The sequence below is a fragment of the Burkholderia sp. IO2 genome (genome assembly GCF_029522185.1).
In the GTDB taxonomy this organism is placed as follows: domain Bacteria; phylum Pseudomonadota; class Gammaproteobacteria; order Burkholderiales; family Burkholderiaceae; genus Burkholderia; species Burkholderia cenocepacia.
Genome location: NZ_JAKWFH010000017.1, coordinates 23,734 through 48,057, shown reverse-complemented (window position 1 = coordinate 48,057; position 24,324 = coordinate 23,734). Strand labels below are relative to the sequence as shown.

The following is a 24,324-nucleotide window of genomic DNA, read 5'->3' as shown; positions in this document are numbered from 1 at the left end:
ACGAGCGGATCGGCGATGCCGCTAATATCCCCGATTTCGCCGCAGCCGACAAACCCGCGGCCCGCGCGGGCACGCACCGCGCGCGCCGCTGCTACATGAACGTCTTCAGGTTGACGGCCGGATCGGCCAGCTTCACCGGATCGGGCACCGCCCCTGCCGCGATCAGCCGGCGCGACGCGCCGATGTCGCGTCCGAGGTTCGCCGCGGCCACCGCGACGATCCTGCCGTCGTCGCCGAGCGCGAACACCGTGAACGGCCCGCTCGCCGGCTCGCCGCGCACGACGATCGTGCGCTCGCTGCCGAACAGCCCGAGCATCTGCAGGTTGCAGTCGTACTGATCCGACCACAGCCACGGCAGCTCGGCATAGGTCTCGTCGGCACCGAGCAGGTTCGCGGCCGCGACGGCCGGCTGGTTTTCGGCCACCTGCCACGATTCGATCCGCACATGCCGCCCGAGCAGCGGGTTGAAGTGCATCGTCACCTCGCCCGCCGCGAAGATCGCGGCATCGGCCGTGCGGCAGCCCGCGTCGACGCGTATCCCGTTGTCGACGTCGAGCCCGGCCGCCTGCGCCAGCTCGACATTCGGCACCACGCCGATGCCGACCACGACGACGTCGGCCGGCACGTCGCCCTGATCGGTCTCGACGACCGCGCCGCCGCCCGGCGCGCGCCGGATCGCGCGCGGCAGCGTCGCCATCCGGAACAGCACGCCGCGCGCATCGTGCAATTGCCGCGCATATGCGCCGACGACTTCCGGCAGCGCGCGCTGCAGCAACCGCGGCGCCGGATCGATCACCGTCACGTCGCAGCCGAGCTGGCGCGCGGCCGCCGCGACCTCGAGGCCGATGAAGCCGCCGCCGAGCACCGCCACGCGGCGCCCGGGCGCCAGTTGCGCACGCAACGCACGCGCATCGTCGACCGTGCGCACGTAATGCACCGCGACACCTTCGTCGATCGCCCCGCCGAACGTGCGCACACGCGAACCCGTCGCGAGCACGAGCTTGCCGTACGGCAACGTCGCCCCGTCGTCGAGCCGCACGCGCTGCACATCGCGCTCGATCGCGTCGACGCGGGTGCCGAGCCGCAACGCGATGCGCTGCGTGTCATACCACGCGGCATCACGGATGAACGCGCGCTGTTCGCCGCCGTCCGTCAGCAGCGCATCCTTCGACAGCGCCGGCCGGTCATACGGCAGCTCGCGCTCCGCGCCGATCATCACGATGCGCGCCGCCGCATCGCGTGCGCGCAGCGCTTCGGCCGTACGCCGCGCCGCGTGGCCGGCGCCGACGATCACGAACGGATCAGCCGACATTGACTTCCACCTGCCCGTCGACGATCCGGATCGGATAGGTCTGCACCGGCTCGGTGATCGGCGCGCATTTCGGCGCGCCGGTGCGAATGTCGATCAGCCCCTGATGCAGCGGGCACTCGACGCAGCCATCCTCCACATAGCCTTCGGACAGCCGCGCATGGCCGTGCGTGCAGAGGTCATGCATCGCGAACAGTTCGTCGCCGATCCGGAACACCGCGATCGGCTTCTGGCCGGCGACGCGCGCCGCCGGTTCGTCTTCGGAGAATTCGTCGAAAGCGCCCAGCGGATGCCATTGGGCGAGCGTTGCTTCAGTCATGTCGATTCCTTGCTTCGTCAGATCGATCAGAGCGGTCAGATCGGCGTCGCGAGCAGCGTCTGCACGCGCGACGTGTCGTAGATCACGCGCTTGGTCTTGTAGCGCAGGCCGTCGGGCGTGCGCACGACCGTGTCGTAGTACTTGCCGGCCTGATACACGTTCGATTCGCCGTTGCTGCGCGTCTGCACGACCACGTAGTTGCTCTCGGTATCGATTTCGCCGTCGCGCTCGGCGACGATCGTCAGGCCCGACGTCATGTGCCGGTACGTGTGCTCCTCGTAGATGTTCGCGTGCCGCAGCGACACCACGCGGTCGCGCAGCATCCGCTGGTTCGTGCAGTGGACGATCCCGACCGGCAGCCCGAGATCGGCGTTCTCCTTCGGCACGATTTCGTACGTGCAGTCCTCGGTGAACATCTCCGGCCAGTGTTCGAGCCGATCGTTGTCGAGGTGCCCGATATAGCGGTTCTGGAGCATGTAAATCTCGAACCACGTCTTCATGTCTTCCGTCATTTTCCTGCTCCCGCCTCAATAGCCCATCAGCTTCTGGTAGCCGACCCAGAACTTGCGGATCAGGCTCTCGGTGATCACCGTGTCCTGCTGGTCCGGATTGCCGCGCGACATCTCGATCACCGACGTCGCATCGGCGTCGCGCACCGTGCCGCGCTGCACGAGCTCGGTCGCTTCGGTATCTTCCATCGAGATGTAGCCGGCCGGCCCGACGAGGTTCGCCTGCTTGATGCGCAGCGCGCGCAGCTCGGGCGTGTCGTCCGCATAGCCGAAGAAGTGGAAGATCAGCTCGAAGTTGTCGGGCCCTTTCGGCAGGATCTGCCGCGCGACCAGCGTGTTGTGGATCTGCTGGATCACGAGCTGCGGGAAGATCGGCTGGATATGGTTGGTGCAATCCTCGTCGTATTCCGATACGAGATCGAGGATCGATTCGTCCTCCAGATGGAAGCCCTCGTCGAACGAACGGATGTTCTGCTGCTTGTATGCGGCCGACGTGTCGTCATTCGTCTTCGTCACCGTGATGATGCTGTGCAGCCCGTGATTCGCGTCCGGAATCGAGCGCGCCTTCATGCCGACGCGGAAGATGTTGAAGGTCGTATGGAACAGGTGCAGCATGCTCGCGTGATACGGGTCCTTCACGTTCTCCATGTACAGCTTCCAGTTCGACTTCGAATACTGGCGCGTGCAGCCGAGATACTCGATCGGCTTGTGGAAGATCCGGTCGATCCACGGACGCATCTGCTCGCCCAGATACTCGGGCAGCGGCGCGACCTCGTCGCTGAAGGTCGCGAACACGAGCCCGCGATAGCTGTCGACGCGCAGCTTGCGCAGCCCGTGCTGCTTCGGATCGAAATCGGCCGGCATCCCGGTCATCCCCTTCTGGCCGCGCCGGAACGGCACGCCGAGCAGGTTCCCCTGGTTGTCGAAGCTCCACTGGTGATAGACGCACGTGTGCGAACTCGCGTTGCCGCGCGACTTGCGGCACACCTGCGCGCCGCGGTGCGCGCAGCGGTTCACCCACGCGGACAGCGTGCCGTCCTCGGCGCGCGTGACGACCACCGGCGTGTCGCCGACGAACGTGCTCTTGAAATCGCCGGCGTTCGGGATCTCCGCTTCGAGCGCGACGAAGTTCCACGTCGGCCCGCGGAAGATGCGTTCCTGCTCGCGATCGTAGACCGCCCGCGAGCTGAACACCTTGTACGGCACGCGCGAGCCGTCGTCGTGCGGAAAGGTCACGTCGGATGCGTCGCCGCGCTCCGCGAAAACGACGGGCGATTCTGTCTGCTCCATGTCGGACTCCTTGTCGATCCGTTGCGTTGAATGCATGGAGCCGATTTTTGAAAAGCTAATATTCAGCGTCTATCCGGAAAGTGCGATTGCGGCGGTGCAATATCCACTTTCGGCGGATTTCTGCGCTAGCATGACGGCACACGCGACCCGTCGCACGATCGCGACCCATTCGTCGGATCGAAGCGCGCGTCGCCCTACCAAGGCTGAGGCCCATGTCCCCAACGTCGTTCGAGCCGCTCGCGCTACGCGCGCACCGGCTGTTCGAATCCCGCGATCTCGACGAGACGCGCGAGCGGATCTCGCGCGTGATGCAGCCGCACGCGCTGCTGCCGAGCGGCCGCGTGCAGGGCGCGTCGCACATGGATTTCGTCAAGCTGGGCGGGCTCGGGATCGGCACGATCGCGTTCGGCGACGCGATGCGCGTGCAGGTCGATGCCGTCGACGGCTACTACCTGCTGATGTTCTGCCTGTCCGGCCAGGCCGAAGTGCGCGCGATGGGGCGGCAGCTCGGCGTCGACGGCCAGACCGGCGTGCTGTGCGCGCCCGGCGAGCGCTTCGACGCGGTGCTGTCGGCCGATTGCGAGCAGTTCGTGCTGCGCATCGACGCGGCGACCGTCGGCTCGCTGACCGGCGACCCGCGCGCGACGCTCGACCCCGTGCTGCACGTCAGCGACGCCGCGCTCGCCGCGTGGCGTCAGCAACTGATGCTCGTCGCGCGGTCGCCCGAGCTGCTCGAACGCGCGAACGCGAACCCGCGGGTCGCGTCGCAGCTCGAGCATCTGCTGATCGACCTGCTGATCGAAGGCCATCCGCCGTCCGTGCCGCAGGCGTCGCATCGCGACCCGGCGCCGGGCTTCGTGCGGCGCGCGCAGGAGTTCGTCGATGCGCACTACGCGCAGCCGCTGCAGCTCGCCGATATCGTCCAGGCCGCCAACGTGCCCGAACGGACGCTGCGCGACGCGTTCCTGCAATTCCGCGGGATGAGCCCGATGCAATATCTGCGCGCGACGCGGCTCGACCATGCGAGGGAGTTGCTGCGTGGGTCGACATCCGAGCGACGGATCGCCGATATCGCGCTCGATTGCGGGTTTACCCACCTGGGCCGGTTCGCGATCGCGTATCGGGAGAAGTTCGGCGAATCGCCGTCGGAAACGCTCGACGCCAGGCGCTGAAGCAGCCGTCCGCACACGCACTGCCGCACGGCCGTAGGCTGCATTTCGCGCGCCGTCCTGCCGATCGCCGTTCCCACCCTTCGCGCCTTCCGCGCGTGAGCGAGGTCGCCCCAATCGACGGCCGGTCGCACTCGCGCAACGACCTCGCGTCGCGATCTACGCCGGCGGCCCGCGCCGCGGCACGGCGTTGCTCGCCGCATCCGCGGATGGCCGGCGCGCAGGGTCGAGCCGTGCCGCCGCGCACGCCAGCGCCCCTTCGATCCGTTCGAGCATCGCGCGCGTGGCCTCGCTGCGCGGGCTCGCGCGCAGCAACAGCCCCAGCCACTTCAGCCGCCGCGCGAGCATCGGCACGACCAGCGTCCGGACGATCAGCCGCTGATCCCGGTCCAACGGATCGAAACGCACGCATGCGTCGACGAGCGCATCGAGCGTGAGTACCACGTGAGCAGAACGCGTCGAGCCATTCAAGGGCCGATACTCCCGTCGCAGCAGGCTGCGAACCGTTATCCCGATCAAAACGCCTTCCAGTCGACGGCGCCGCCCGCGACAGGGGTGCTCAGCCCCGCCGCCAGCGGTTTCGTCGGTGCGACGGCGAGCGCGGATGCAGGCGCCGACGACGCCATGACCGGCGCATCGTCGGCATTCGGCGCGAGCTTGAACGCCGCCATCGCCGCCTGCAGGCGGCCGGCCTGCTCCTCGAGCGAATGCGCCGCCGCGGCCGCCTGCTCGACGAGCGCCGCGTTCTGCTGCGTCACCTGGTCCATCTGCTCGATCGCCAGATTGACCTGCCCGATCCCCTGGCTCTGCTCCCGCGACGCGGCCGCGATTTCGGCGACGATATCGGACACCTGCTTGATCGCGAGCTTCACCTGCTCCATCGTCGCGCCGACGCCCGTGGCCTGCCGCGCGCTGTCGCGGATCATCGACACCGACGCGCCGATCAGTTCCTTGATCTCCTTCGCAGCGGCCGTCGAGCGCTGCGCGAGGCTGCGCACCTCGCTCGCGACCACCGCGAAGCCGCGCCCCTGCTCGCCGGCGCGCGCGGCCTCCACCGCGGCGTTGAGCGCGAGGATGTTGGTCTGGAACGCGATGCTCTCGATGACGCCCGTGATGTCGGCAACCTGGCTGGAACTGCTGCTGATCTGCCCGATCGTCGCGACCATGCTCTGCACGGCATCGTTGCCGGCATCGGCCATGCCGGTCGCGCGCGTCGCCAGCGTATTGGCCTGCTGCGCGTTGTCGGCGTTCTGCTTCACGGTCTCGGTCAGTTGCGTCATGCTCGATGCGGTTTCCTCGAGCGACGCGGCCTGCTCTTCCGTGCGGGCCGACAGATCGGCATTGCCGCTCGCGATCTGGCGCGACGCAACCCCCACCGCTTCCGCGCTGCGCTTGATGCCGCGCACCGTCGCACCGAGTTGCCGATCCATCGTCGCCAACGCACCGAGCAACCGGCCGAATTCGTCGTGCGAGTCGACGTCGATCCGGTTGTCCAGCGACCCGCCGGCGATCTCGTCGGCCACGCGCACGGCCTTGCCGAGCGGCGTCGAGATGTGCCGCATCAGGTGCGCGGATACCCACGCCGCGACCAGCACGCCGATACCGATCAGGCCGATCGCGATCCACAGGATCATGACGAAGGTCGACGCGCTGTCGTCGACGAACGACTTCGCCTGATCGATGTTCAGTGCGATGTCGTCGTCGAGCGCCTGCTTGAGCGCGCCGGCGGCGGGCGCCAGCCGGTCGATCGCCGCGGCGGCCGCGTCGCGGTCCCCGCCGCCCACCGCCGCGAGTGCCGCGTCCACGCCGGCCCGGAACCGCGGCAGCACGTCGCGAATCCGGGCCGCGATGCGGCGCTCCTTGTCGCTCGTGATCGATTGGCCGTAATAGCGGTTCCATATCGTGTCGAGACGGCGTTGCCCGGCACGCGTCTCGTCGATCCCGCTGCGGACCCGCGCGGGATCGCGCTCGGACAACACCCCGCGCATCCGAAGCTGCGTCTCGAAGGTCGCGGCGCGAATTTCCGACAATTCGCTGATCGGCAAGGTGTTGTCCGTATAAGCATCATGGACGTTCGAATTCAGTCTCGACAGACCGAACAGGCCGAACACGCCGATGGCGACCATGAGCGCGACACACGCGGCAAGCGCGAAAAAGATCCTGAACTTGATGCTTTTCCCCAATCGGCTCACGCTGCTCTCCTCCACTGTTCCAGGGCGATGCGGAACGGGAAACCCCGCGTCCAACCCTGTTTACGGAGAGCGACATGGCCGATTTATCGGCTGCCGGCAGGATAGAAAAAACCATGTGCGGCAATAATCGGCATGCGGCGATCGTTTTGTGTCGGCCGTCAGCCATCACGCCGACGGCACGATCATCTCCCGCGCAATCGCGCAGAACGCCGCCGTCGCGGCGCTTTCGCCGTGCAGCCGGCGGCTCATGATGATCGGCGACGTCGCGCCCGGCTCCGGCAGCCGCCGGTAGACCACGCCCTTCACGCGTACGCCCTCCACGCTCTCGGGCACCAGCGACACGCCGACCTGCGCGGCGACGAGCCCGAGCGCGGTCTGCAGCTCGCGCACCTCGTGCACGGCCGCCGGCACGACCGCGCCGTCGCGCAGCGCGGACAATTGCTGATCGGCGAAGCTCGGCCGCGGCGTGCTCGGGTAGACGATCATCGTCTCGTCGGCGAGATCCGCGAGCGTCAGCGGCCGGGCCGGATCGGCGAGCCGATGCCCGACCGGCAGCGCCGCGATCAGCTTTTCCTCGATCAGCGCCTCGCGCACCAGCTGGTCGTCGTCGAAGCGCAGGCGGCCGAACCCCACGTCGATCCGCCCGCCCTTCAGCGCACCGAGCTGTTCGAGCGTGAACATTTCGATCAGCGACAGCTCGACGTCCGGCTGCGCCTCGCGAAACGCACGGATCACGTCGGGCAGCGCGCCGTACAGCGTCGACGGCACGAAACCGATCACGATCCGCTCCGACAGTTGCGCGAGCCGCCGCGTCAGCGGCCCCAGTTCGTCGGCCTGGTCGACCAGACGCTTCGCCTGCGCATAGAACACGCGCCCGGCATCGGTCAGTTTCAGCGGCCGCGCGCCGCGTTCGAACAGCGGCAACCCGATCTCCTCCTCGATCGCCTGAAGCTGGCGGCTCAGCGGCGGCTGCGTCATGTGCAGCCGCTCCGCGGCCCGCGTGATGTTCATTTCCTCGGCGACGGCGATGAAGTAACGGAGCTGACGCAATTCCATTTCATGCCTCAAAGGTATGGAAGTAGTCGGAAAGAGTGTTGGACGACGCGGGGCGGGAATTCCTACCATGTGCACCAACAGGAGGAATCGCATGATAGCAACTGCCGCCACCATCGAACGCATCGACACGCTGCTGGTCGACGTGCCGACGATCCGGCCCCACAAATTGTCGGTCGCGACGATGAATTGCCAGACCCTCGTGCTGGTCCGCGTTCGATGCACGGACGGTATCGAAGGCGTCGGCGAGGCGACGACCATCGGCGGTCTCGCGTATGGCGAGGAGAGCCCCGAAAGCATCAAGGTCAACATCGACACCTACTTCGCGCCGCTGCTGCAAGGCATGGACGCGACGCGCCCGGGCGCCGCGATCGCGCGGGCGCGCAAGCTGTTCCAGGGCAACCGTTTCGCGAAATGCGCGATCGAGACCGCGCTGTTCGACGCGCAGGCGCGGCGCCTGGGCGTACCGCTGTCCGAGCTGTTCGGCGGCCGGCGGACCGATGCGGTCGATGTCGCGTGGACGCTCGCGAGCGGTGATACCCAACGCGACATCGCGGAAGCCGAAGCGATGCTCGACGCCCGCCGCCATCGCGCGTTCAAGCTGAAGATCGGCTCGAACGCGGTCGCCGACGACGTGGCCCACGTGGTCGCGATCAAGCGCGCGCTCGGCGAGCGCGGCGACGTGCGGGTCGACGTGAACCAGGCCTGGAGCGAAACCGATGCGATCTGGGCCGGCGCGCGGCTGGCCGACGCCGGCGTGAGCCTCGTCGAGCAGCCGATCGCCGCGACCAACCGCGCGGGGCTCAAACGCCTCACGCAGCTCGCGCAGGTGCCGATCATGGCCGACGAGGCGCTGCACGGCCCCGTCGATGCGTTCGCGCTCGCGCAGGATCGCGCGGCCGACGTGTTCGCGGTGAAGATCGCGCAGTCGGGCGGCCTGCAGGGCGCGGCGAGCGTCGCGTCGATCGCCGCGGCGGCCGGCATCGAACTGTACGGCGGCACGATGCTCGAAGGCGCGGCCGGCACGATGGCGTCCGCGCAACTGTTCAGCACGTTCGACTCGCTGAAATGGGGCACCGAACTGTTCGGCCCGCTGCTGCTCACCGAGGAGATCCTCGTCGAGCCGCTGCGCTACCAGGATTTCAAGCTGCATCTGCCGGCGACGCCCGGCCTCGGCATCACCTTCGACTGGGCCCGCATCGAACGGATGCGACGCGACGCCCGCTGATCCCCACACGACAACCGACACCGGAGACACAGATGAACAAGCAAGCCATCGACGCCCTGCTGAAGACCTTCGACGACGCCGCGGAAAAGCCCGGCAACCCGCGCGTGCGCGCGATCGTCAACCGGATCGTGAAGGACATCTGCTACACGATCGAGGACTTCGACGTGCAGCCGAGCGAATTCTGGACGGCCCTGAACTACCTGAACGAAGCCGGCCGCGAATTCGGGCTAATCGCCGCGGGCCTCGGCCTCGAACGCTTCCTCGACGTGCGGATGGACGAAGCCGAGGCCAAGGCCGGCATCCAGGGCGGCACGCCGCGCACGATCGAAGGGCCGCTGTACGTCGCCGGCGCGCCCGAATCGGTCGGCCACGCGCGGCTCGACGACGGCACCGATCCGGGCCAGACGCTGATCATGCGCGGCCGCGTGCTCGGCCAGGACGGCGCGCCGCTCGCGAACGCGCTGGTCGAGGTGTGGCACGCGAACCATCTGGGCAATTACTCGTACTTCGACGCGTCGCAGCCGGCGTTCAACCTGCGCCGCTCGATCCGCACCGATGCCGAAGGCCGCTACAGCTTCCGCAGCGTGCTGCCGGTCGGCTACAGCGTGCCGCCGGGCAGCAAGACCGAGCAACTGCTCGATCAGCTCGGCCGCCACGGCCATCGTCCGGCGCACATTCACTTCTTCGTTTCGGCGGACGGTTATCGTAAGCTGACGACGCAGATCAACATCGACGGCGATCCGCACCTGTGGGACGACTTCGCGTTCGCGACGCGCGACGGGCTGATCCCGCCGGTCAAGCAGGCGGAGGGCGCGGAAGGCAAGCCGTATGGCGTCGACGGGCAGTTCGCGCTGATCGACTTCGACTTCACGCTGCTCAAGGACAAGCAGGACGTGCCGGGCAGCGAAGTCGAGCGGGCCCGCGCGCAGGCGTGAGCGCCCTTCCCGTTCGACGAATCGACAACGCAAGGAGTGCAGGATGCTGTTTCATGTGGAAATGACCGTTCGCCTGCCGGCGGACATGGATCCGGTCAAGGCGGCCACGCTGAAGGCCGAAGAAAAGGCGATGTGCCAGCGGCTGATGAACGAAGGCACGTGGCGCCATCTGTGGCGGATCGCCGGGCAGTATGCGAACGTCAGTATTTTCGACGTCGAAAGCGTGCAGCAGCTGCATGACGTGCTGAGCCAGCTGCCGCTGTTTCCGTATATGGAGATGGAGGTGCGGGCGCTGTGCCGGCATCCGTCTTCGGTGCGGGACGACGATCGGTAAGCAGCGATGAATCGCGGCCGTGCCCCACGGCCGCGAAATGGCCGAGATGCCACGAGAGGCACGACCCGGGCGGCCGGCGATGTCACGCAGGCCGCCCGGGTCGTTTGCATTCTGCATCCGGCATCTTGCGTATGGCGGCGGTTGTCCGTGCCGCCCCGCGTCGGGGTGTGCAGCAGCCGTCAGGCGGTCACGTGCGCGGCGAACCCCACCTTCCCCGGCGCGATGTCCTCCTTCAACGTCAGCGCCGGAATCTCGTAATCGCCCGCGTTCTGCCGGCGAAACGGAATCGGCGGTGTGGTCCACAGAGCGTCGAGACGCTGGCCGAGCGCCGTACAGGTTTTGTCGAAGCGCGCGGCGTTCATCTTGCCCGTCTGATAGATCACGAACGGCGGCAGCACGTCGAATCCCGGGTAATACAGCACACCGTGCTGGATCGGAAACAGCAAGTCGTCGATCGGCCCGTTGATGCCGCGCGGGCTGTAGTGCGACTCCCACCCGCCCGTCGTGACGACGATCATCGCGCGTTTGCCGGCCAGCGAACCTTCGCCGTAGCGATCGCCCCAGTGCGTATCGGAATGCTCGCCGACGCCGTACGCAAAACCGTACGCGTACACGCGCTCGAACCAGCCCTTCATGATCGCCGGCATCGAGAACCACCACAGCGGAAACTGCAGGATCACCGCGTCGGCCCACTTCAGCTTGTCCTGCTCGCGCGCGATGTCGTCGCTTTGCGTACCCGCCGCGAACGCGCGCCGCGAATCGAGCGACGGATCGAACCGCGCGTCGGGCGCGCGATCGGTCACGTCGTTCGCGTCCAGCACCGCCTTCCAGTTCATCGCATACAGGTCGCTCACCTGCACCGCGTGGCCGGCCGCTTCGAGATGCGCGACGGCGAAATCGCGCAGCGCGCCGTTCAGCGAACGCGGTTCGGGATGGGCATACACGATCAGCACATTCATCTTCGTCACTCCGTGGATTGAATGACTGCAGGATGCGGCCTCCGACGGTATATTTGAAATGAATTCCTGATATTCCAGGTATAGCCATGAATAATCTCAGAAGGCTCGATCTGAACCTGCTCGTCACGCTGGACGTGCTGCTCGCCGAGCACAACGTCACGCGCGCGGCCGAGAAGCTGAACATGTCGCAGCCGTCGGTCAGCGTGCAGCTGCAGAAACTGCGCGACGTGTTCGGCGATCCGCTGCTGCTGCCCGGGCCGCGCGGAATGCGGCCGACCGCACGCGCGGAAGCGCTGCGCGAGCCGTTGCGCGATGCGCTCGAAGCGGTCGAGCGCGCGGTGATTCCGGCCACGCCGTTCGATCCCGCGACCGCAACGAACACGTGGCGCGTGGCCGCGACCGACTACGGCGAATCGACGATCGTGCTGCCCGCGCTGCACACGCTGCGTTCGGCCGCGCCCGGCACGCGGCTGGCCGTCGTCGAACTGGTGCCGCCACGCATCGAACAGGATGCCGAACGAAACGGCATCGACCTGGCCTTTCATACGACCGAAGGGTCGCCACCGGACATGCGGCGCCTGCCGCTGTTCGTCGAGCGCTACGTGCTGATCGGCCGCGCCGGCCACCCGAAGCTGAAGCGGCGCCCCACGCTCGCGCAGTTCGGCACGCTCGAGCACGTGATCGTGTCGCCCGACGGCGGCGGCTTCTTCGGCGTGACGGACGAAGCGCTCGCGAAGGTCGGGGCCACGCGGCGCGTCGTGCTGTCGGTGCCGCACTTCCTGTTCGTGATGTCGGCCGTCGCGAGCACCGATCTCGTCGCGATGCTGCCCGAGCGGCTGGTGCGCGACGTGCCGGCGCTGCGCGTGGTGGACGCACCGGTCGAGGTGCCCGGCTATGAAATGTCGATGCTGTGGCACGAGCGCGTGCATCGCGATCCCGCGCATCGGTGGCTGCGGGAGACGATCGCGGCGGCGGTGTAGATCGTCCGCCCGATCGACGCGATCGCCCGCATCGATCGCCGATGCGCGAAATCCTGCATTCGGGGCTTGAAACCGCGCCGAACACTGTATATATTTACAGTACTTTTGCACCATTTGACCCGAATTCCGTCATCCACAGACGAACGGACTTTTGTGAGGCGACCATGTTCCAGGCTTCCGCATTCGATCCCGAGCAACCCGGCTTCAATCCCGTCCACTTCGAGCGCGCCGCGCAGCGGGCGGTCGTCGATCTGCAGCGTGTCGTCGGCGGCCCCGCGCAGCGGGCGCTGGGCCTGCGCCGCCGCACCCATCCGGCGGCCGTGCGCACGATGAGCTGGCAGGCGCTGCTGAACGTCGAGGAGCTGGCGTTCTCGAATGCCGGGTTCCTGAACCGCAACGATCCGACCGTCGTCGACGCGTTCATCCGGCTGCGCGACAGCCGGCTGGTCGCCGCGGACGTCGAGGAACCGGTCGACTGGCACCGCGACGACGACGATCTGCCGGCCGTCTACCTGATCGTCAAGGCGATGCTCGAAGCGGAAGCGGAAGAGCGGGCCGAAGCGGCCTGAGTCGCGCCGGTCGATCGCGGGCACGGTCTGCGGGTGCGCGCCGCCACGTTGCGTGGTGGCGCCATCGGCGCCGCGGTTCGTCATGGTTGCCGCGCCCGCGAATGGGCGCATCAGTCCGCCAACCGTCGCGCACACTGATCATCGCCACGCGACGATCATCCGAATCGACCGCCGCAACGGCCGCCCGTTACAACCGCGCCGCCAGCCGCGCACCCTGATCGATCGCACGCTTCGCATCGAGTTCGGCGGCCAGCTCCGCGCCGCCGATCAGGTGCACCGAGCGCCCGGCCGCCTGCAGCGGCGCCAGCAACGCGCGCTGCGGCTCCTGCCCCGTGCAGAGCACGATCGTATCGGCTTCGATCAATTCGTGATCGGTGCGCTGCTCGCCGTACGACACATGCAGCCCGCGCGCGTCGATCCGTTCGTAGTTCACGCCGCCGATCATCTTCACCTGTTTCATCTTCAGCGTCGCGCGGTGAATCCAGCCGGTCGTCTTGCCGAGCCCCTTGCCGAGCGGCGCGGCCTTGCGCTGCAGCAACGTCACTTCCCGCGCGGGCGCCGACACCTGCGCCCGCGTCACGCCGCCACGCGTCGCGGCCGGGTCGGTCACGCCCCACTCGGCCTTCCATTCGTCCAGATCGAGCGCCGGCGACTCGCCGTCCTGCACCAGATATTCGGCGACATCGAAGCCGATCCCGCCCGCGCCCACCACCGCGACCCGCCGGCCGACCGGCTGCTTGCCCGCGAGCACGTCGATATAGCTGAGCACGTTCGGCCCGTCCTGCCCCGGAATCTTCGGGTCGCGCGGCGCGACGCCGGTCGCGAGCACGATCTCGTCGTAGCCGCCCGCGATCAGGTCGCTCGCGTCGACGCGGCGGTTCAGGTGCAGCTTCACGCCGGTCAGCTCGACTTGCCGACCGAAGTAATTCAGCGCTTCGTGAAACTCTTCCTTGCCCGGAATCCGCTTCGCCATGTTGAACTGGCCGCCGATCTCGGCCGCGCCGTCGAACAGGTCGACCTGATGGCCGCGCTGCGCGAGCACCGTCGAGCACGCGAGCCCGGCCGGCCCCGCGCCGACCACCGCGATACGCTTCGGCTGCGACGCAGGCGTGTATTTCAGCTCGGTCTCGTGGCATGCACGCGGATTCAGCAGGCACGACGCAATCTTGTTCTTGAACGCATGATCGAGGCACGCCTGGTTGCAGCCGATGCAGGTATTGATCTCGTCGGCCCGGCCCTGCGCGGCCTTGACGACGAACTCGGCATCCGCGAGCAGCGGCCGCGCCATCGACACCATGTCCGCGCAGCCGTCCGCGAGAATCTGCTCGGCCACTTCGGGCCGGTTGATCCGGTTGGTCGTCACGAGCGGGATGCCCACTTCGCCCTTCATCTTCTTCGTCACCCACGCGAACGCGCCGCGCGGGACCGACGTCGCGATCGTCGGCACGCGCGCCTCGTGCCAGCCGATCCCGGTGTTGATGATCGTCGCGCCCGCGCGCTCGACCGCCTTCGCGAGCTGCACGGTTTCGCGCCAGTCGCTGCCGTCCGGAATCAGGTCGAGCATCGACAGCCGGTAGATCAGGATGAAATCGCGGCCGACCGCTTCGCGCGTGCGCTCGACGATCTCGATCGGCAGGCGGATGCGGTTCTCGTACGCACCGCCCCACTGATCGCTGCGCTTGTTCGTATGCATCGAGATGAACTGGTTGATCAGGTAGCCCTCGGAGCCCATGATCTCGACGCCGTCGTAACCGGCTTCGCGGGCCAGCTTCGCGCAGCGCACGAACGCGCGAATCTGCCGCTCGACCCCGCGCGCGCTCAGTTCGTGCGGCGCGAACGGCGAGATCGGCGACTTGATCTTCGACGGCGCGACCGCGAACGGGTGATAACCGTAGCGGCCCGTATGCAGGATCTGCAGCGCGATCTTGCCGTCCTCCGCGTGCACGGCGCCGGTGATCTCGCGATGCCGGCGCGCGGCGGCCGACGTCATCAGCGTGCCGCCGAACGGCTTGGTCCAGCCGGCCACGTTCGGCGCGAAGCCGCCCGTCACGATCAGGCCGACCCCGCCGCGCGCGCGTTCGGCGAAATATTCGGCGAGGCGCGGCAGCGTCTTGCGGCTGTCCTCGAGGCCGGTATGCATCGAGCCCATCAGCACGCGATTCTTCAGCGCCGTGAAGCCGAGATCGAGCGGGGCGAGCAAGTGGGGAAAGGGTGTCGTCATGATGAGTCGGCCAATAAGCGATGGCTGCCATCGTAGGCGCGCGCTGCCTTGAACGTGAGGGGGCAAACAGCCATAATGCTTGTCATTTCCGGCCAAATCGACATGACTTCCCCGTCTCGCAAGGATCGCCTCGGGCTACGCCGGCCGACGATTCCGGTCGCCTATACGCGCCTGCTGCTGCAGGCGCTGGCCGCGCGCGGCGTCGACCTGGCGGCCGTGCGCGCCGGCACGGGCCTGCGCGACGCGGTGCTGGCCGAACCGGACGCGCGCGTCGCGCCGTCGCAATGGGGGCGGCTCGTGCTCAACGCGATCGAAATCGGCGGCGATCCGGGCATCGGGCTCGCGTTCGGGCTGCTGCTGAAGCCGACCGTGCACGGCTTTCTCGGTTATGCGACGTTGACCGCGCGGGACATCCGTGAAGCGCTGTCGGTCACGCAGCGTTACTTCCGGATGCGCAATCGCCAGTACCGGCTGACCTATGCGGAAGACGAACGCGGCGCGACGCTCGAGTTGCACGGCGTGCAGGCGAATCCCGTCCTCCAGCATCACGTGATGTTCGAATTCGTGCTGACCGGGCTCGCACAGAACATCTCGCAATGGTCCGGCCGCGTGTCGCCGCCGATCACGCTGCAATTCGCATGGCCGGAACCCGCGTATTTCGCGCGCTATCGCGACCAGTTGCCGCCGGTGGCATTCGGCTGCGCGGCCAACGCGCTGTGGATCGCGCGCGATGCGCTCGACTGGCCGCTACCGCTCGCCGACGAAGTCGCGCACCGGCAGGCGCTCGTGCAGGTCGAGCGCGAATATGCGCAGGTGCGGCAGGAGGAAGGCGATCTGGTCGAGCGCGTGCGCGCGGAACTGGCGCGCGCCGCCGGCGATTATCCGGGGCCGGACACGCTCGCCGATGCGCTGCTCGTGTCGACGCGCACGCTGCGGCGCCGGCTGGAGGAAGCCGGATCGAGCTATCGGCAATTGCTCGACGAAGCGCGGTTTCGCGACGCGAAGCAGTTGCTCGCCGCGTCGGATCTCGATCTGAAAACGATCGCCGAGCGGCTGCAATTCACCGACCCGGCGAATTTCACGCGTGCGTTCCGGCGCTGGGCGGGGCAGACGCCGAGCGCGTTTCGGGAAGCGGCTGCGAGGTGATCGCGTCAGCGGCGACCCGGGCACCGGCGCGAATAACGCCGAACCGCCGGCGGGAGGAGGCGGGTGCGGCCGCGCGCGGATCGCAGTGCCACGCGCCAGCCAACCCGTCGTCCGACAATGCCGGACGGTGGGCCGAAAGCTGTGGCGTATGATGGGCGCCACATCAAAACGACGTCGCGCGGACCCGCGCCCTCTCCGACCCATGCCCAATCGCACCACCCTGATCGAGGCCACGATCGACCGTGTCGATACCAACCTCATCCGAGTCAAGGCCGATGTCAGGAAGCACCCGCCATACCGTTTGACGATGCAGAACATCTGCTACTTCGTCACGGCCAACGACGTCGACGAAGAAGCATTCAAGCAGATCGAGAAACTGAGGCCCGGCATGTCGGTGCGTGCGTGCACGTTCGAGCATCGCGGCCGTCGCCGAATCGCGTGGATCAGGAGCGGCAGCCTTGCCATCGCGCCGTACGACGTGCGCGCGCAAAAGCGACGGAACCTGTCGCTGCTCGCCTGGGCGTCGTGCCTGGTCGTGCTGAGTCTGGGTACCGCTGCCGCGGCACTCCATTCGGGCTGGGCGTTCACCTCGGCACTGGCCACCGTCGTGGCCATCGTCGGTCTGGTGGGCAACCTGGTCGCCATCGGCGGCTTGTCCGACCTGATCTTCCAGCCGCAGCGACGCGAAGCCCAGGATTGCTGGCTAGGCGAACCGTCCGGTTTCAGCGCGGAGCGGAGTAGCCCATGACGAACCACGACATGCAGATCGTATCCGGCCGCGTGACGGCAATCAGTCAGCAATCGATCGAGACGAAGGTCTGGAGCAACAACCTGGGCACGACGACGCAAAGTATCGAGGAAATCACGCTCAAACTCGATTCGCTCGCGTCCCCCCTCGTGTTCAGGACCAACCGGACGACGCGCCTGTTCATCGCCGATGGCGATCGATTGAATGTCGCCTATGCCGGCGACCAGGATCGCCAGTTCATCTACGGCATTCGCAACATGACCGACGGTTCGGCTTATCTGCTGCGTCCCGCCAAAGTCGCCGGCGCCCGAACCGACCTTTTCGTCATGCTCATTTGCGTGATCGGCGCGGCCGTCGTCAGCGGAATCGTATCCGCGGTGACGCTCAGCATGGAATCGACGTTCGACGTGTTTGCGCTGATCAGCGCGAGCGTAATCGGCTTGTGCGTGCTGAGTGCGATCCTGCGCATCCTGTTCGGCGTGATCGTATGGCCCGAAATCAGAAGACTGGCGCAGCCGGGCGGCAAACGTGAAATGAACGCGGCAGCTCAAGCGCTGTCGCTCACGCAGGAAGAAACCCGACACGTGCGCTTCATCTGACCGGGACAGGTGCGGCTACCGCGCGGCGAACGACGCTGCTCGCTCCGGATCGCATCGCCGCGGCCACCACCTGACTCGCCGTCAGTTCGCGCCGCTCGTTCAGGTCGAACCGAATCGGCCCGAACGCGCATCAGTGCCCAGATAAATCCGCGCGCCGCCGTCGCCCTCGCCCGCTTCGATCCGCACGTCGCCGGTTGAAGCGACGATCGCGTCGTACACGTCATCACCGACGCACACCACCGGCACCGCGATCGCATACAGCTCGGCGGCCACGATCGCGCCGATCGAGATGATCAGGTCGCGCTCCTTCAACACGATCCCGACCGGCCCCGTGCCATTGCGCACCGCTTCCGCGAGCACGCTGCTGCTCGAGCTCGAACCCTTCGCGTGCGGCATCACCATCACCTTGCCGGCGAGGCTCGCGCCGGCCTGCGGATGCCCGCGGTCGACGATCCGGCCCGCGCCCGAGTCGTAGCCGCCCCAGAAACTCAGCGGCTTGTCGAGGATGAACGGGCGCGCGCACGCGCTGCCCGGCACGAGCGTGTCGCCCGTCAAGAATGTGCCCGTCGTTTCAGTCATCGAATCGCACCTTGCCTTCGTACGCGGAGCGCACGCATTCGCGCATGCTGCCGTACGCGACCGTCACGCCGATGTTCGCGGGCGCATACGACGCCCATTTCCCCGAGTTGGTCATCACCAGCCCCGACAGTTGCTTCATCACCGGCGTGATGTACGTGCAGGTATCGACGACGATCTGGATGCCGCGCGCGGCGAATTTCTCCGCGAGGCCGGCTTGCTCCAGTTCCCACAGAATGAAGCGGCTCGTGTTCACGTAGAAGTCGCACGCCGGCTTGCCGTCGAACGCGTCGAGCAACGTGTCGAGCGTGCGGAATTCGGCCAGCGAAAAATGCGGCGTGCCGAGCGCGACCGCGACGAGCGCGTCGCCGGCCGCACCGTGATTCAGCGTGCGGCGAATCTCGTCGAGATCGGCCATCGCGATATCGACCGTGCGCTGCGCGGCGCGGCCGTGCAACGCGGCGTCGAGCGTCGGCGCCTCGGGCGTCACGCCGACCGCATGGAACAGCGCGACGGCCCCGCTCGACGCGGCGGCCGCGCCGAGCGCCTTGAGTTCGTCCTCGGTGGTGTCCGCCGGCAACCCGACGATCGCCGGCACGACCGCGCCTGCGACCTTGCCGACCGCCAAACCGAGCGCGGCGAAATAGATGTCGCGCGACGGCAAGCGGCTGAAATCGGGCGCATTGAACACGATCCGCGCGGCGCGGTTCGCGTCGACATGCAGCCCCGCGTACGGCGCGCGCCCGGTGATCGCGGCGGCCAGATCGAGAAAATCGCCGTAGCGGCTCGTGCACGCGCCGAGCACCGAGTTCGCGAACACGATCGCATTCGACTCGGCCCACGCGATCTGCTCGCCCTTCGCCGGACGATTCTTCAGCTGATACGGCGCGCACGTGAAGCTCGATTCGCAGCCGAGTTGCAGATGCGCGTCCATCAGGCGCTGCGCATCGCGCTGGATCGTGCGGTCGCCGTGGTACAGCTCGGGATGGATCAGGTCGAGCGACCCGACGTTCAAGGTGGTCGGCACCGCGACCTTCGCGCCCGTGTCGACGAAATAGTCGACGAAGTCGAGGCTCGTCTGGCCGTGATACAGACAGCCATCGATATGGGCGGACGTAATGTCGATCAGGTGCGGCGCGGACATCACCTGCGCGGTGCGCGCGACGATCCGCATCGCGCGGGCGACGCCGTCGCCGAAATCCCCGCGCAACATGGCGTCGTCGCGGTCACTCAACTGCAGCATCGGTTGCTCCTCGTGACGCGTACCGGCGGCGGCGCCGGTTCGTGAAAACAGTCAGAGGACTCTACAACTGGAAATAAAAACTGTCCAGATCACCATCAAACCGGACATCATCAAAACCAATTCCAGCAATCGACTACTTCCAAGCTGACCAATGGCCTGAATTTCGCGCCAGTTGATCGCCACACCGCCACGCCAGCCCCGCCTACCGTTCCGCCGTCAGGCTGAACAATTCATTGCGCAACGCCTTCGCGCGCTCGCGGCCGAACTGCGTGTCGAATTCGTCCTGCGCGGCCTGCCACGCGACTTTTGCCTGCGCGAACGTACGCTCGCCGAGCTTCGTGAGGTGCAGCGCATGCGCGCGTGCATCGTGCTCGGACGCCGCCGTCGAGACGAAACCGTCGCGCTGCAACGGCTTCAGCGCACGCAGCAAGGTCGTGCGGTCCATCACGAGCATGTCGGCAAGTTCGCTCATCAGGAGGCCCGGGTGGCGCGTGAGGTTCGCCATGATCGAGAACTGGGCGGGCGTGACGCCGACCGGGGCCAGATGGCGTTCGTACAGTTGCGTGACGAAGCGCGCTGCCTGACGCAGCGCGAGACAGTTGCACGCCTGGGCAATCGAGGTGTCGTTCATGTTCGGCAATTTATATGTGCATATGCATAAAGTCAATGTACACTCCGCCGTAACAGCGGCCGGCGGCCGGCCATCGCGTCAAGGAGACCGACATGGACTACATCGACAAGCTGCGCATCTTCCGGTCGGTGGTGGAGATGCGCAGCTTCACGCGCGCCGCCGACATGCACGGCCTCGCACGGCCGGTCGTATCGCGTGCGGTCGCGGATCTGGAGGCGCGTTTCGGCAGCCGGCTGCTGCACCGGACGACCCGCCAGGTGTCGCTGACCGAAACGGCCGAACGCATCTACGAGCGTTGCGCGGCCGTGCTCGACGAACTCGACGCGCTGGAAGTGGAAGCGCAGACGCACACGCGCGAACCCGAAGGCCTGCTGCGCCTCGTCGCGCATACGACGGCCGCGCTGAACCGGCTCGTGCCGCTGATCGCCGGCTTCAAGCGCGCGCATCCGAACGTGCGCCTCGACGTCACGCTGACCGAGCGCCCGGTCGATCTGGTCGGCGAAGGTTACGACATCGGCATCGTCGTGCCGTACATGCTGACGAGCGAATCGACCGTCGTGCGGCTGGTCGAGCGCATTCCGGTCGTGATCGTCGCGACGCCTGCGTATCTGCAGACGCATGCGCGCCCCGAGACGCCGGCCGACCTCGCCGATCACGCGTTCGTGCCGATCTCGCCGTCGCTGCGCCGCCCGGCGCTGTCGTTCCGGGTCGACGGCGACATGCTCACCGTGCCGTTCCGTTTCGACATCTCGTCGAACAGCCCCGTGTTCAACCGCGAAATGGTGATGCACGACTTCGGCATCGGCGTCGTCCCGAAGACGCTCGTCCAGGCCGAACTCGCATCGGGCGCGCTCGTGCAGTTGCTGGAAGAAGCCGATCTCGTCGACGCGTTCGTCGAAATCAAGCTCGCGTACGCGAACCGCGCGCTGCTGCCCGCGAAGGTGAAGGCGTTCATCGACTACACGGCCGCGTACTGCGACCGCGAAGGCTGGATCGTTCCGGCAGCGGCGTGACGCCGGGCGCGCGAATGCGCGTTTCCGACGCCGATTGATACAGCCACGACACCAATCTGATCCCGCCGCGCCCCTCGCTTCGCGCCGCGTCGCCACCTAACATGTGCACATGCACAAGACCACGCTCACCGATGACGATTGCTTCGCGGTCCGGCAAGCCGCCCGGCGGATCTCGCAGTTCTACGAGCGCTACCTGTCGCGGGCGGGCGTCACGCCGTCGCAATACAGCATCCTCGCGCTGCTGCGCGAACGGCCCGGCCTGACGATGGCGACGCTGTCGAACGTGCTGGTGATCGAACGCACCGCGCTGTTGCGCGCGCTCAAGCCGCTCGTCGGCGCGGCGCTGGTGACGGGGCGGATCGAGCCACCGTGCCGCGGTCAGACCTTCGCGCTGACCGCGCACGGCGAAACGAAGGTGGCCGATGCGCACGTGCACTGGCTCGCCGCGCAGGAAGCGTTCGAGCGGTGCTTCGGGTCGGTGCAGGCGGCCCGACTGAGAGACGAATTGTTCCGCATCACGCACAACCTGCCGGAACGCTAACCCTTTCCCCGATCGACGTCGTGCCGTCGATCGTTTTAATAAGTGCATATACATAGGTGAATCGATGGATACGACCCAAGACGCTGCCTCGTCACGCGAAGCAGCCACAACCGAGCGGCCCGCCAAGCAGCAACGCCGCGTACCGTGGATGCGCATCGCGGTGGGCGCCGTCGTCGTCGTGGTCGCGGCCGCCGCGCTCGACTGGCTGTTCGTGCTGCGCTTCCAGGAAAGCACCGACGACGCGTACGTCGGCGGCGACGTGACCGTGCTCGCACCGAAGGTCAACGGCTTCGTCGACAAGATCCTCGTGACCGACAACCAGCGCGTGAAGGCCGGCGACGTGCTCGTGCAGCTCGATGCGCGCGACTACGACGCGAAGCTCGCGCAGGCCAGCGCCGAAGTCGACAGCGCGCGCTCCGCTGTGACCGAACTCGAAGCGAAGCAGCAACTGCAATACGCGGTGATCGGCCAGCACGCGGCGGACAAGAACGCGTCGTCGGCCGAGCTGACGCGCGCCGCGTCGGACCGCGTGCGCTACCGCGAATTGGTGAAGTCGGATGCCGTATCCAACCAGATCGTCGAGCGCGCGGACGCCGACTACTCGAAGGCCGGCGCGGCCGTCGAACGCAGCGACGCCGCGCTGCTCGCATCGAAGCGGCAGCTCGACGTGCTCGGCGCGCAGCTCGCCGATGCGCGGGCCCGCGTGAACACCGCGCTCGCCGCGCAGCGCGTCGCGGCGCTCAACGTCGAATACACGACGATCCGCTCGCCGGTCGACGGCTACGTCGGCAACCGCACGGGGCGCGTCGGGATGCTCGCGAACGTCGGCGTGCCGCTGCTGACGGTCGTGCCGGCCTCCGGCCTGTGGATCGACGCGAACTTCAAGGAAGACCAGCTGCGCAAGATGCGCGCGGGAGACCGCGTCGACGTCGCGCTCGATGCGTCGAGCACGCGCCTGCACGGCCGCGTCGACAGCCTGGCGCCCGCGACCGGCGCCACCTTCAGCGTGCTGCCGCCCGAGAACGCGACCGGCAACTTCACGAAGATCGTCCAGCGCGTGCCGGTGCGCGTGCATCTCGATCCGCAGCCCGGCATCGAGCAGGTGCTGCGCCCCGGCCTGTCCGCGGTCGTGACCGTGCATACCGACCACCAGCACTGAGCGGGAGCCGACGATGACCACCGCGTTTTCCGGCGACCCGGCGTCGCAACCGACCAGACAGCGCGTGTTCGCGTTCGCGCTGATGTGCGTCGGCTTCTTCATGGCGACGCTCGACATCCAGATCGTCGCGTCGTCGCTGCGCGACATCGGCGGCGGGCTGTCCGCGAGCCAGGACGAACTGTCGTGGGTGCAGACCGCGTACCTGATCGCCGAGATCATCGTGATCCCGATGTCGGGCTGGCTGTCGAAGGTGATGTCGACGCGCTGGCTGTTCGCCGCGTCGGCCGTCGGCTTCACGATCACCAGCATGCTGTGCGGGCTCGCGTGGGACATCAACTCGATGATCCTGTTTCGCGGGCTGCAGGGCGCGCTCGGCGCCGCGATGATCCCGACCGTGTTCACGACCGCGTTCGTGCTGTTCCCCGGCAGGCAGCGGCTGATCGCGTCGACGACCATCGGCGCGCTCGCATCGCTCGCGCCGGCGATCGGCCCCGTGATCGGCGGCTGGATCACCGATCAATGGTCGTGGCACTGGCTGTTCTACCTGAACCTCGTGCCGGGCATCGCGGTCGCCGCGCTGGTGCCGCGCTACGTGCATATCGACGCGCCCGATCTCAGCCTCATCAAGCGCGGCGACTATCTCGGCATCGTGCTGATGTCGGGCTTCCTCGGCTGCCTCGAATACGTGCTCGAGGAAGGCCCGCGCAAGAACTGGTTCGGCGACGACGCGATCGTGATCTGCGCGTGGCTCTCCGGCATCTGCGGCTTCCTGTTCATCGTGCATGCGCTGACCGCGAAAGACCCGATCGTCGACCTGCGCGCGCTCGCCGTGCGCAACTTCGGGATCGGCAGCCTGCTGTCGTTCGTGACCGGCATCGGGATCTTCGTGACCGTGTTCCTGACGCCGCTGTTTCTCGCGCAGGTGCGTGCGTTCAGCTCGCTGCAGATCGGTATCGCGCTGCTGTCGGTCGGCGCGTTCCAGTTGATCGCGCTGTGTGCGTATGCGTTCGCCGCGCGCTACGTCAGCATGCGTGCGCTGCTCGTGTTCGGGCTGATCTGCTTCGGCCTCGGCTGCTACCTGTACACGCCGATCACGCACGACTGGGGCTGGCAGGAATTGCTGCTGCCGCAGGCGCTGCGCGGCATCGGCCAGCAGTTCAGCGTGCCGCCGATCGTGACGATGGCGCTTGGTTCGCTGCCGCAGTCGCGCCTGAAATCGGCGAGCGGGTTGTTCAACCTGATGCGCAACCTCGGCGGCGCGATCGGTATCGCGGTGAGCGCGACGATGCTCAACGACCGGCTGAATTTTCATTACCTGCGGCTGAACGAACACGTGAGCGCCGGCGAACCGCAGGTCGCGTCGCTGCTCGATCGCCAGGCCGCGTACTGGGGCTCGGTGGCCGGCAATACGCTGAACACCGCTCAGGCCGGGCTCGCGAACCTGCATCGGCTGATCTATCGCGAAGCGCTGACGCTCACCTATGCGGATGCGTACTACGCGCTGTCGCTGTGCTTCGTCGTCGCGCTGCTTGCCGTCGTGTTTTCCAAACCCATTACGTTGAACGCGCCGCCGCCGGACGCGCACTGAGGCCCAGGGATCA

25 protein-coding genes are annotated in these 24,324 nt (G+C 67.3%); 13 read left to right on the top strand and 12 right to left on the bottom strand.

Annotated features, from left to right (window positions below; all coding sequences use genetic code 11):
* Positions 1-91 precede the first annotated feature (91 nt).
* Genes andAa through andAc form a run of 4 tightly spaced genes read right to left on the bottom strand, consistent with a single transcriptional unit; the run spans position 92 to position 3,427 of the window.
* Complete coding sequence (gene andAa, locus MMB92_RS13255; protein ID WP_058902845.1) at positions 92-1,312, bottom strand: anthranilate 1,2-dioxygenase system ferredoxin--NAD(+) reductase; 1,221 nt, start codon at positions 1,310-1,312, stop codon at positions 92-94.
* Complete coding sequence (gene andAb / locus MMB92_RS13250) at positions 1,302-1,628, bottom strand: anthranilate 1,2-dioxygenase ferredoxin subunit AndAb (protein ID WP_006496019.1); 327 nt, start codon at positions 1,626-1,628, stop codon at positions 1,302-1,304. The genes andAa and andAb overlap by 11 nt, the downstream gene beginning before the upstream one ends.
* A gap of 35 nt (positions 1,629-1,663) precedes the next feature.
* Positions 1,664-2,140: an anthranilate 1,2-dioxygenase small subunit AndAd gene (gene andAd / locus MMB92_RS13245; protein WP_006490977.1), complete on the bottom strand. Its 477-nt coding sequence runs from the start codon at positions 2,138-2,140 to the stop codon at positions 1,664-1,666.
* Between the two features lie 15 nt (positions 2,141-2,155).
* Complete coding sequence (gene andAc / locus MMB92_RS13240) at positions 2,156-3,427, bottom strand: anthranilate 1,2-dioxygenase large subunit AndAc (protein WP_058902844.1); 1,272 nt, start codon at positions 3,425-3,427, stop codon at positions 2,156-2,158.
* 212 nt (positions 3,428-3,639) lie between these two features.
* Here andAc and andR point away from each other — a divergent pair, with 212 nt between their 5' ends.
* A complete protein-coding gene (andR, locus tag MMB92_RS13235; protein WP_034202656.1) occupies positions 3,640-4,599 on the top strand; it encodes an anthranilate 1,2-dioxygenase regulatory protein AndR in 960 nt (319 codons plus the stop codon).
* A 156-nt stretch (positions 4,600-4,755) separates the two neighbouring features.
* On the opposite strand, the gene MMB92_RS13230 is transcribed toward andR, so the two are convergent.
* The 3 genes from MMB92_RS13230 to MMB92_RS13220 form a co-directional block, all read right to left on the bottom strand.
* Positions 4,756-5,067, bottom strand: a complete 312-nt coding sequence (locus MMB92_RS13230) for a hypothetical protein (protein ID WP_012493170.1) — start codon at positions 5,065-5,067, stop codon at positions 4,756-4,758.
* A 44-nt stretch (positions 5,068-5,111) separates the two neighbouring features.
* Positions 5,112-6,788: a methyl-accepting chemotaxis protein gene (locus MMB92_RS13225; protein WP_226245128.1), complete on the bottom strand. Its 1,677-nt coding sequence runs from the start codon at positions 6,786-6,788 to the stop codon at positions 5,112-5,114.
* Between the two features lie 165 nt (positions 6,789-6,953).
* Positions 6,954-7,844 (bottom strand): LysR family transcriptional regulator, encoded by an 891-nt coding sequence (locus MMB92_RS13220; protein WP_058902843.1) that lies wholly within the window; start codon positions 7,842-7,844, stop codon positions 6,954-6,956.
* Between the two features lie 91 nt (positions 7,845-7,935).
* Between MMB92_RS13220 and MMB92_RS13215 the strand changes: the two genes are divergently transcribed.
* Genes MMB92_RS13215 through catC form a run of 3 tightly spaced genes read left to right on the top strand, consistent with a single transcriptional unit; the run spans position 7,936 to position 10,338 of the window.
* A complete protein-coding gene (locus MMB92_RS13215) occupies positions 7,936-9,069 on the top strand; it encodes a muconate/chloromuconate family cycloisomerase (RefSeq protein ID WP_058902842.1) in 1,134 nt (377 codons plus the stop codon).
* A 32-nt stretch (positions 9,070-9,101) separates the two neighbouring features.
* Positions 9,102-10,004 carry a catechol 1,2-dioxygenase gene (catA, locus tag MMB92_RS13210; RefSeq protein WP_006496024.1) on the top strand — a complete coding sequence of 301 codons (903 nt, stop codon included), beginning with the start codon at positions 9,102-9,104 and terminating at the stop codon, positions 10,002-10,004.
* A 43-nt stretch (positions 10,005-10,047) separates the two neighbouring features.
* Complete coding sequence (catC, locus tag MMB92_RS13205) at positions 10,048-10,338, top strand: muconolactone Delta-isomerase (RefSeq protein ID WP_006484359.1); 291 nt, start codon at positions 10,048-10,050, stop codon at positions 10,336-10,338.
* 179 nt (positions 10,339-10,517) lie between these two features.
* Here the strand turns inward: catC and MMB92_RS13200 are convergent, their stop codons facing one another.
* Positions 10,518-11,297, bottom strand: coding sequence for an NAD(P)H-dependent oxidoreductase (locus tag MMB92_RS13200; protein WP_006496025.1), 780 nt, complete (start codon positions 11,295-11,297; stop codon positions 10,518-10,520).
* A gap of 86 nt (positions 11,298-11,383) precedes the next feature.
* Here MMB92_RS13200 and MMB92_RS13195 point away from each other — a divergent pair, with 86 nt between their 5' ends.
* On the top strand, positions 11,384-12,277 hold the full coding sequence (locus tag MMB92_RS13195) for a LysR family transcriptional regulator (protein WP_006484342.1): 894 nt from the start codon (positions 11,384-11,386) through the stop codon (positions 12,275-12,277).
* Between the two features lie 164 nt (positions 12,278-12,441).
* A complete protein-coding gene (locus MMB92_RS13190; RefSeq protein WP_006484347.1) occupies positions 12,442-12,846 on the top strand; it encodes a DUF2471 family protein in 405 nt (134 codons plus the stop codon).
* Between the two features lie 187 nt (positions 12,847-13,033).
* Here the strand turns inward: MMB92_RS13190 and MMB92_RS13185 are convergent, their stop codons facing one another.
* A complete protein-coding gene (locus MMB92_RS13185; protein ID WP_060268383.1) occupies positions 13,034-15,067 on the bottom strand; it encodes an NADPH-dependent 2,4-dienoyl-CoA reductase in 2,034 nt (677 codons plus the stop codon).
* A 75-nt stretch (positions 15,068-15,142) separates the two neighbouring features.
* Here MMB92_RS13185 and MMB92_RS13180 point away from each other — a divergent pair, with 75 nt between their 5' ends.
* The 3 genes from MMB92_RS13180 (at position 15,143) to MMB92_RS13170 (ending at position 17,560) form a co-directional block, all read left to right on the top strand.
* On the top strand, positions 15,143-16,213 hold the full coding sequence (locus MMB92_RS13180) for an AraC family transcriptional regulator (protein ID WP_196432809.1): 1,071 nt from the start codon (positions 15,143-15,145) through the stop codon (positions 16,211-16,213).
* Positions 16,214-16,415: 202 nt separating this feature from the next.
* Complete coding sequence (locus tag MMB92_RS13175; RefSeq protein ID WP_226245127.1) at positions 16,416-16,961, top strand: hypothetical protein; 546 nt, start codon at positions 16,416-16,418, stop codon at positions 16,959-16,961.
* A 149-nt stretch (positions 16,962-17,110) separates the two neighbouring features.
* Entirely contained in the window at positions 17,111-17,560 is a 450-nt protein-coding gene (locus MMB92_RS13170) for a hypothetical protein (protein WP_226245126.1), read from the top strand.
* 99 nt (positions 17,561-17,659) lie between these two features.
* On the opposite strand, the gene MMB92_RS13165 is transcribed toward MMB92_RS13170, so the two are convergent.
* The 3 genes from MMB92_RS13165 to MMB92_RS13155 form a co-directional block, all read right to left on the bottom strand.
* Positions 17,660-18,139, bottom strand: a complete 480-nt coding sequence (locus tag MMB92_RS13165) for a DUF126 domain-containing protein (RefSeq protein ID WP_034202666.1) — start codon at positions 18,137-18,139, stop codon at positions 17,660-17,662.
* A complete protein-coding gene (locus MMB92_RS13160; RefSeq protein ID WP_058902839.1) occupies positions 18,132-19,379 on the bottom strand; it encodes an aconitase X in 1,248 nt (415 codons plus the stop codon). The genes MMB92_RS13165 and MMB92_RS13160 overlap by 8 nt, the downstream gene beginning before the upstream one ends.
* A gap of 202 nt (positions 19,380-19,581) precedes the next feature.
* The gene (locus MMB92_RS13155; protein WP_006484349.1) at positions 19,582-20,010 is read right to left on the bottom strand and encodes a MarR family winged helix-turn-helix transcriptional regulator; all 429 of its coding nucleotides are present in this window, start codon (positions 20,008-20,010) and stop codon (positions 19,582-19,584) included.
* A 92-nt stretch (positions 20,011-20,102) separates the two neighbouring features.
* Between MMB92_RS13155 and MMB92_RS13150 the strand changes: the two genes are divergently transcribed.
* From MMB92_RS13150 to MMB92_RS13135, 4 genes are all read left to right on the top strand, one after another.
* The gene (locus MMB92_RS13150; RefSeq protein WP_006491760.1) at positions 20,103-21,023 is read left to right on the top strand and encodes a LysR family transcriptional regulator; all 921 of its coding nucleotides are present in this window, start codon (positions 20,103-20,105) and stop codon (positions 21,021-21,023) included.
* Between the two features lie 109 nt (positions 21,024-21,132).
* Complete coding sequence (locus MMB92_RS13145) at positions 21,133-21,564, top strand: MarR family winged helix-turn-helix transcriptional regulator (protein ID WP_006491751.1); 432 nt, start codon at positions 21,133-21,135, stop codon at positions 21,562-21,564.
* A 64-nt stretch (positions 21,565-21,628) separates the two neighbouring features.
* Positions 21,629-22,723, top strand: coding sequence for an HlyD family secretion protein (locus tag MMB92_RS13140; protein WP_034202668.1), 1,095 nt, complete (start codon positions 21,629-21,631; stop codon positions 22,721-22,723).
* A gap of 13 nt (positions 22,724-22,736) precedes the next feature.
* Positions 22,737-24,311, top strand: coding sequence for a DHA2 family efflux MFS transporter permease subunit (locus MMB92_RS13135; RefSeq protein ID WP_006484370.1), 1,575 nt, complete (start codon positions 22,737-22,739; stop codon positions 24,309-24,311).
* Positions 24,312-24,324 lie beyond the last annotated feature (13 nt).

Excerpts from the sequence above, each read along its gene's own strand:
- andAa (WP_058902845.1), bottom strand. The coding sequence starts at position 1,312 with ATGTCGGCTGATCCGTTCGTGATCGTCGGCGCCGGCCACGCGGCGCGG.
- andAb (WP_006496019.1), bottom strand. The coding sequence starts at position 1,628 with ATGACTGAAGCAACGCTCGCCCAATGGCATCCGCTGGGCGCTTTCGAC.
- andAd (WP_006490977.1), bottom strand. The coding sequence starts at position 2,140 with ATGACGGAAGACATGAAGACGTGGTTCGAGATTTACATGCTCCAGAAC.
- andAc (WP_058902844.1), bottom strand. The coding sequence starts at position 3,427 with ATGGAGCAGACAGAATCGCCCGTCGTTTTCGCGGAGCGCGGCGACGCA.
- andR (WP_034202656.1), top strand. The coding sequence starts at position 3,640 with ATGTCCCCAACGTCGTTCGAGCCGCTCGCGCTACGCGCGCACCGGCTG.
- MMB92_RS13220 (WP_058902843.1), bottom strand. The coding sequence starts at position 7,844 with ATGGAATTGCGTCAGCTCCGTTACTTCATCGCCGTCGCCGAGGAAATG.
- MMB92_RS13215 (WP_058902842.1), top strand. The coding sequence starts at position 7,936 with ATGATAGCAACTGCCGCCACCATCGAACGCATCGACACGCTGCTGGTC.
- catA (WP_006496024.1), top strand. The coding sequence starts at position 9,102 with ATGAACAAGCAAGCCATCGACGCCCTGCTGAAGACCTTCGACGACGCC.
- catC (WP_006484359.1), top strand. The coding sequence starts at position 10,048 with ATGCTGTTTCATGTGGAAATGACCGTTCGCCTGCCGGCGGACATGGAT.
- MMB92_RS13200 (WP_006496025.1), bottom strand. The coding sequence starts at position 11,297 with ATGAATGTGCTGATCGTGTATGCCCATCCCGAACCGCGTTCGCTGAAC.
- MMB92_RS13195 (WP_006484342.1), top strand. The coding sequence starts at position 11,384 with ATGAATAATCTCAGAAGGCTCGATCTGAACCTGCTCGTCACGCTGGAC.
- MMB92_RS13190 (WP_006484347.1), top strand. The coding sequence starts at position 12,442 with ATGTTCCAGGCTTCCGCATTCGATCCCGAGCAACCCGGCTTCAATCCC.
- MMB92_RS13185 (WP_060268383.1), bottom strand. The coding sequence starts at position 15,067 with ATGACGACACCCTTTCCCCACTTGCTCGCCCCGCTCGATCTCGGCTTC.
- MMB92_RS13180 (WP_196432809.1), top strand. The coding sequence starts at position 15,143 with ATGCTTGTCATTTCCGGCCAAATCGACATGACTTCCCCGTCTCGCAAG.
- MMB92_RS13175 (WP_226245127.1), top strand. The coding sequence starts at position 16,416 with ATGCCCAATCGCACCACCCTGATCGAGGCCACGATCGACCGTGTCGAT.
- MMB92_RS13165 (WP_034202666.1), bottom strand. The coding sequence starts at position 18,139 with ATGACTGAAACGACGGGCACATTCTTGACGGGCGACACGCTCGTGCCG.
- MMB92_RS13160 (WP_058902839.1), bottom strand. The coding sequence starts at position 19,379 with ATGCTGCAGTTGAGTGACCGCGACGACGCCATGTTGCGCGGGGATTTC.
- MMB92_RS13155 (WP_006484349.1), bottom strand. The coding sequence starts at position 20,010 with ATGAACGACACCTCGATTGCCCAGGCGTGCAACTGTCTCGCGCTGCGT.
- MMB92_RS13150 (WP_006491760.1), top strand. The coding sequence starts at position 20,103 with ATGGACTACATCGACAAGCTGCGCATCTTCCGGTCGGTGGTGGAGATG.
- MMB92_RS13145 (WP_006491751.1), top strand. The coding sequence starts at position 21,133 with ATGCACAAGACCACGCTCACCGATGACGATTGCTTCGCGGTCCGGCAA.
- MMB92_RS13140 (WP_034202668.1), top strand. The coding sequence starts at position 21,629 with ATGGATACGACCCAAGACGCTGCCTCGTCACGCGAAGCAGCCACAACC.
- MMB92_RS13135 (WP_006484370.1), top strand. The coding sequence starts at position 22,737 with ATGACCACCGCGTTTTCCGGCGACCCGGCGTCGCAACCGACCAGACAG.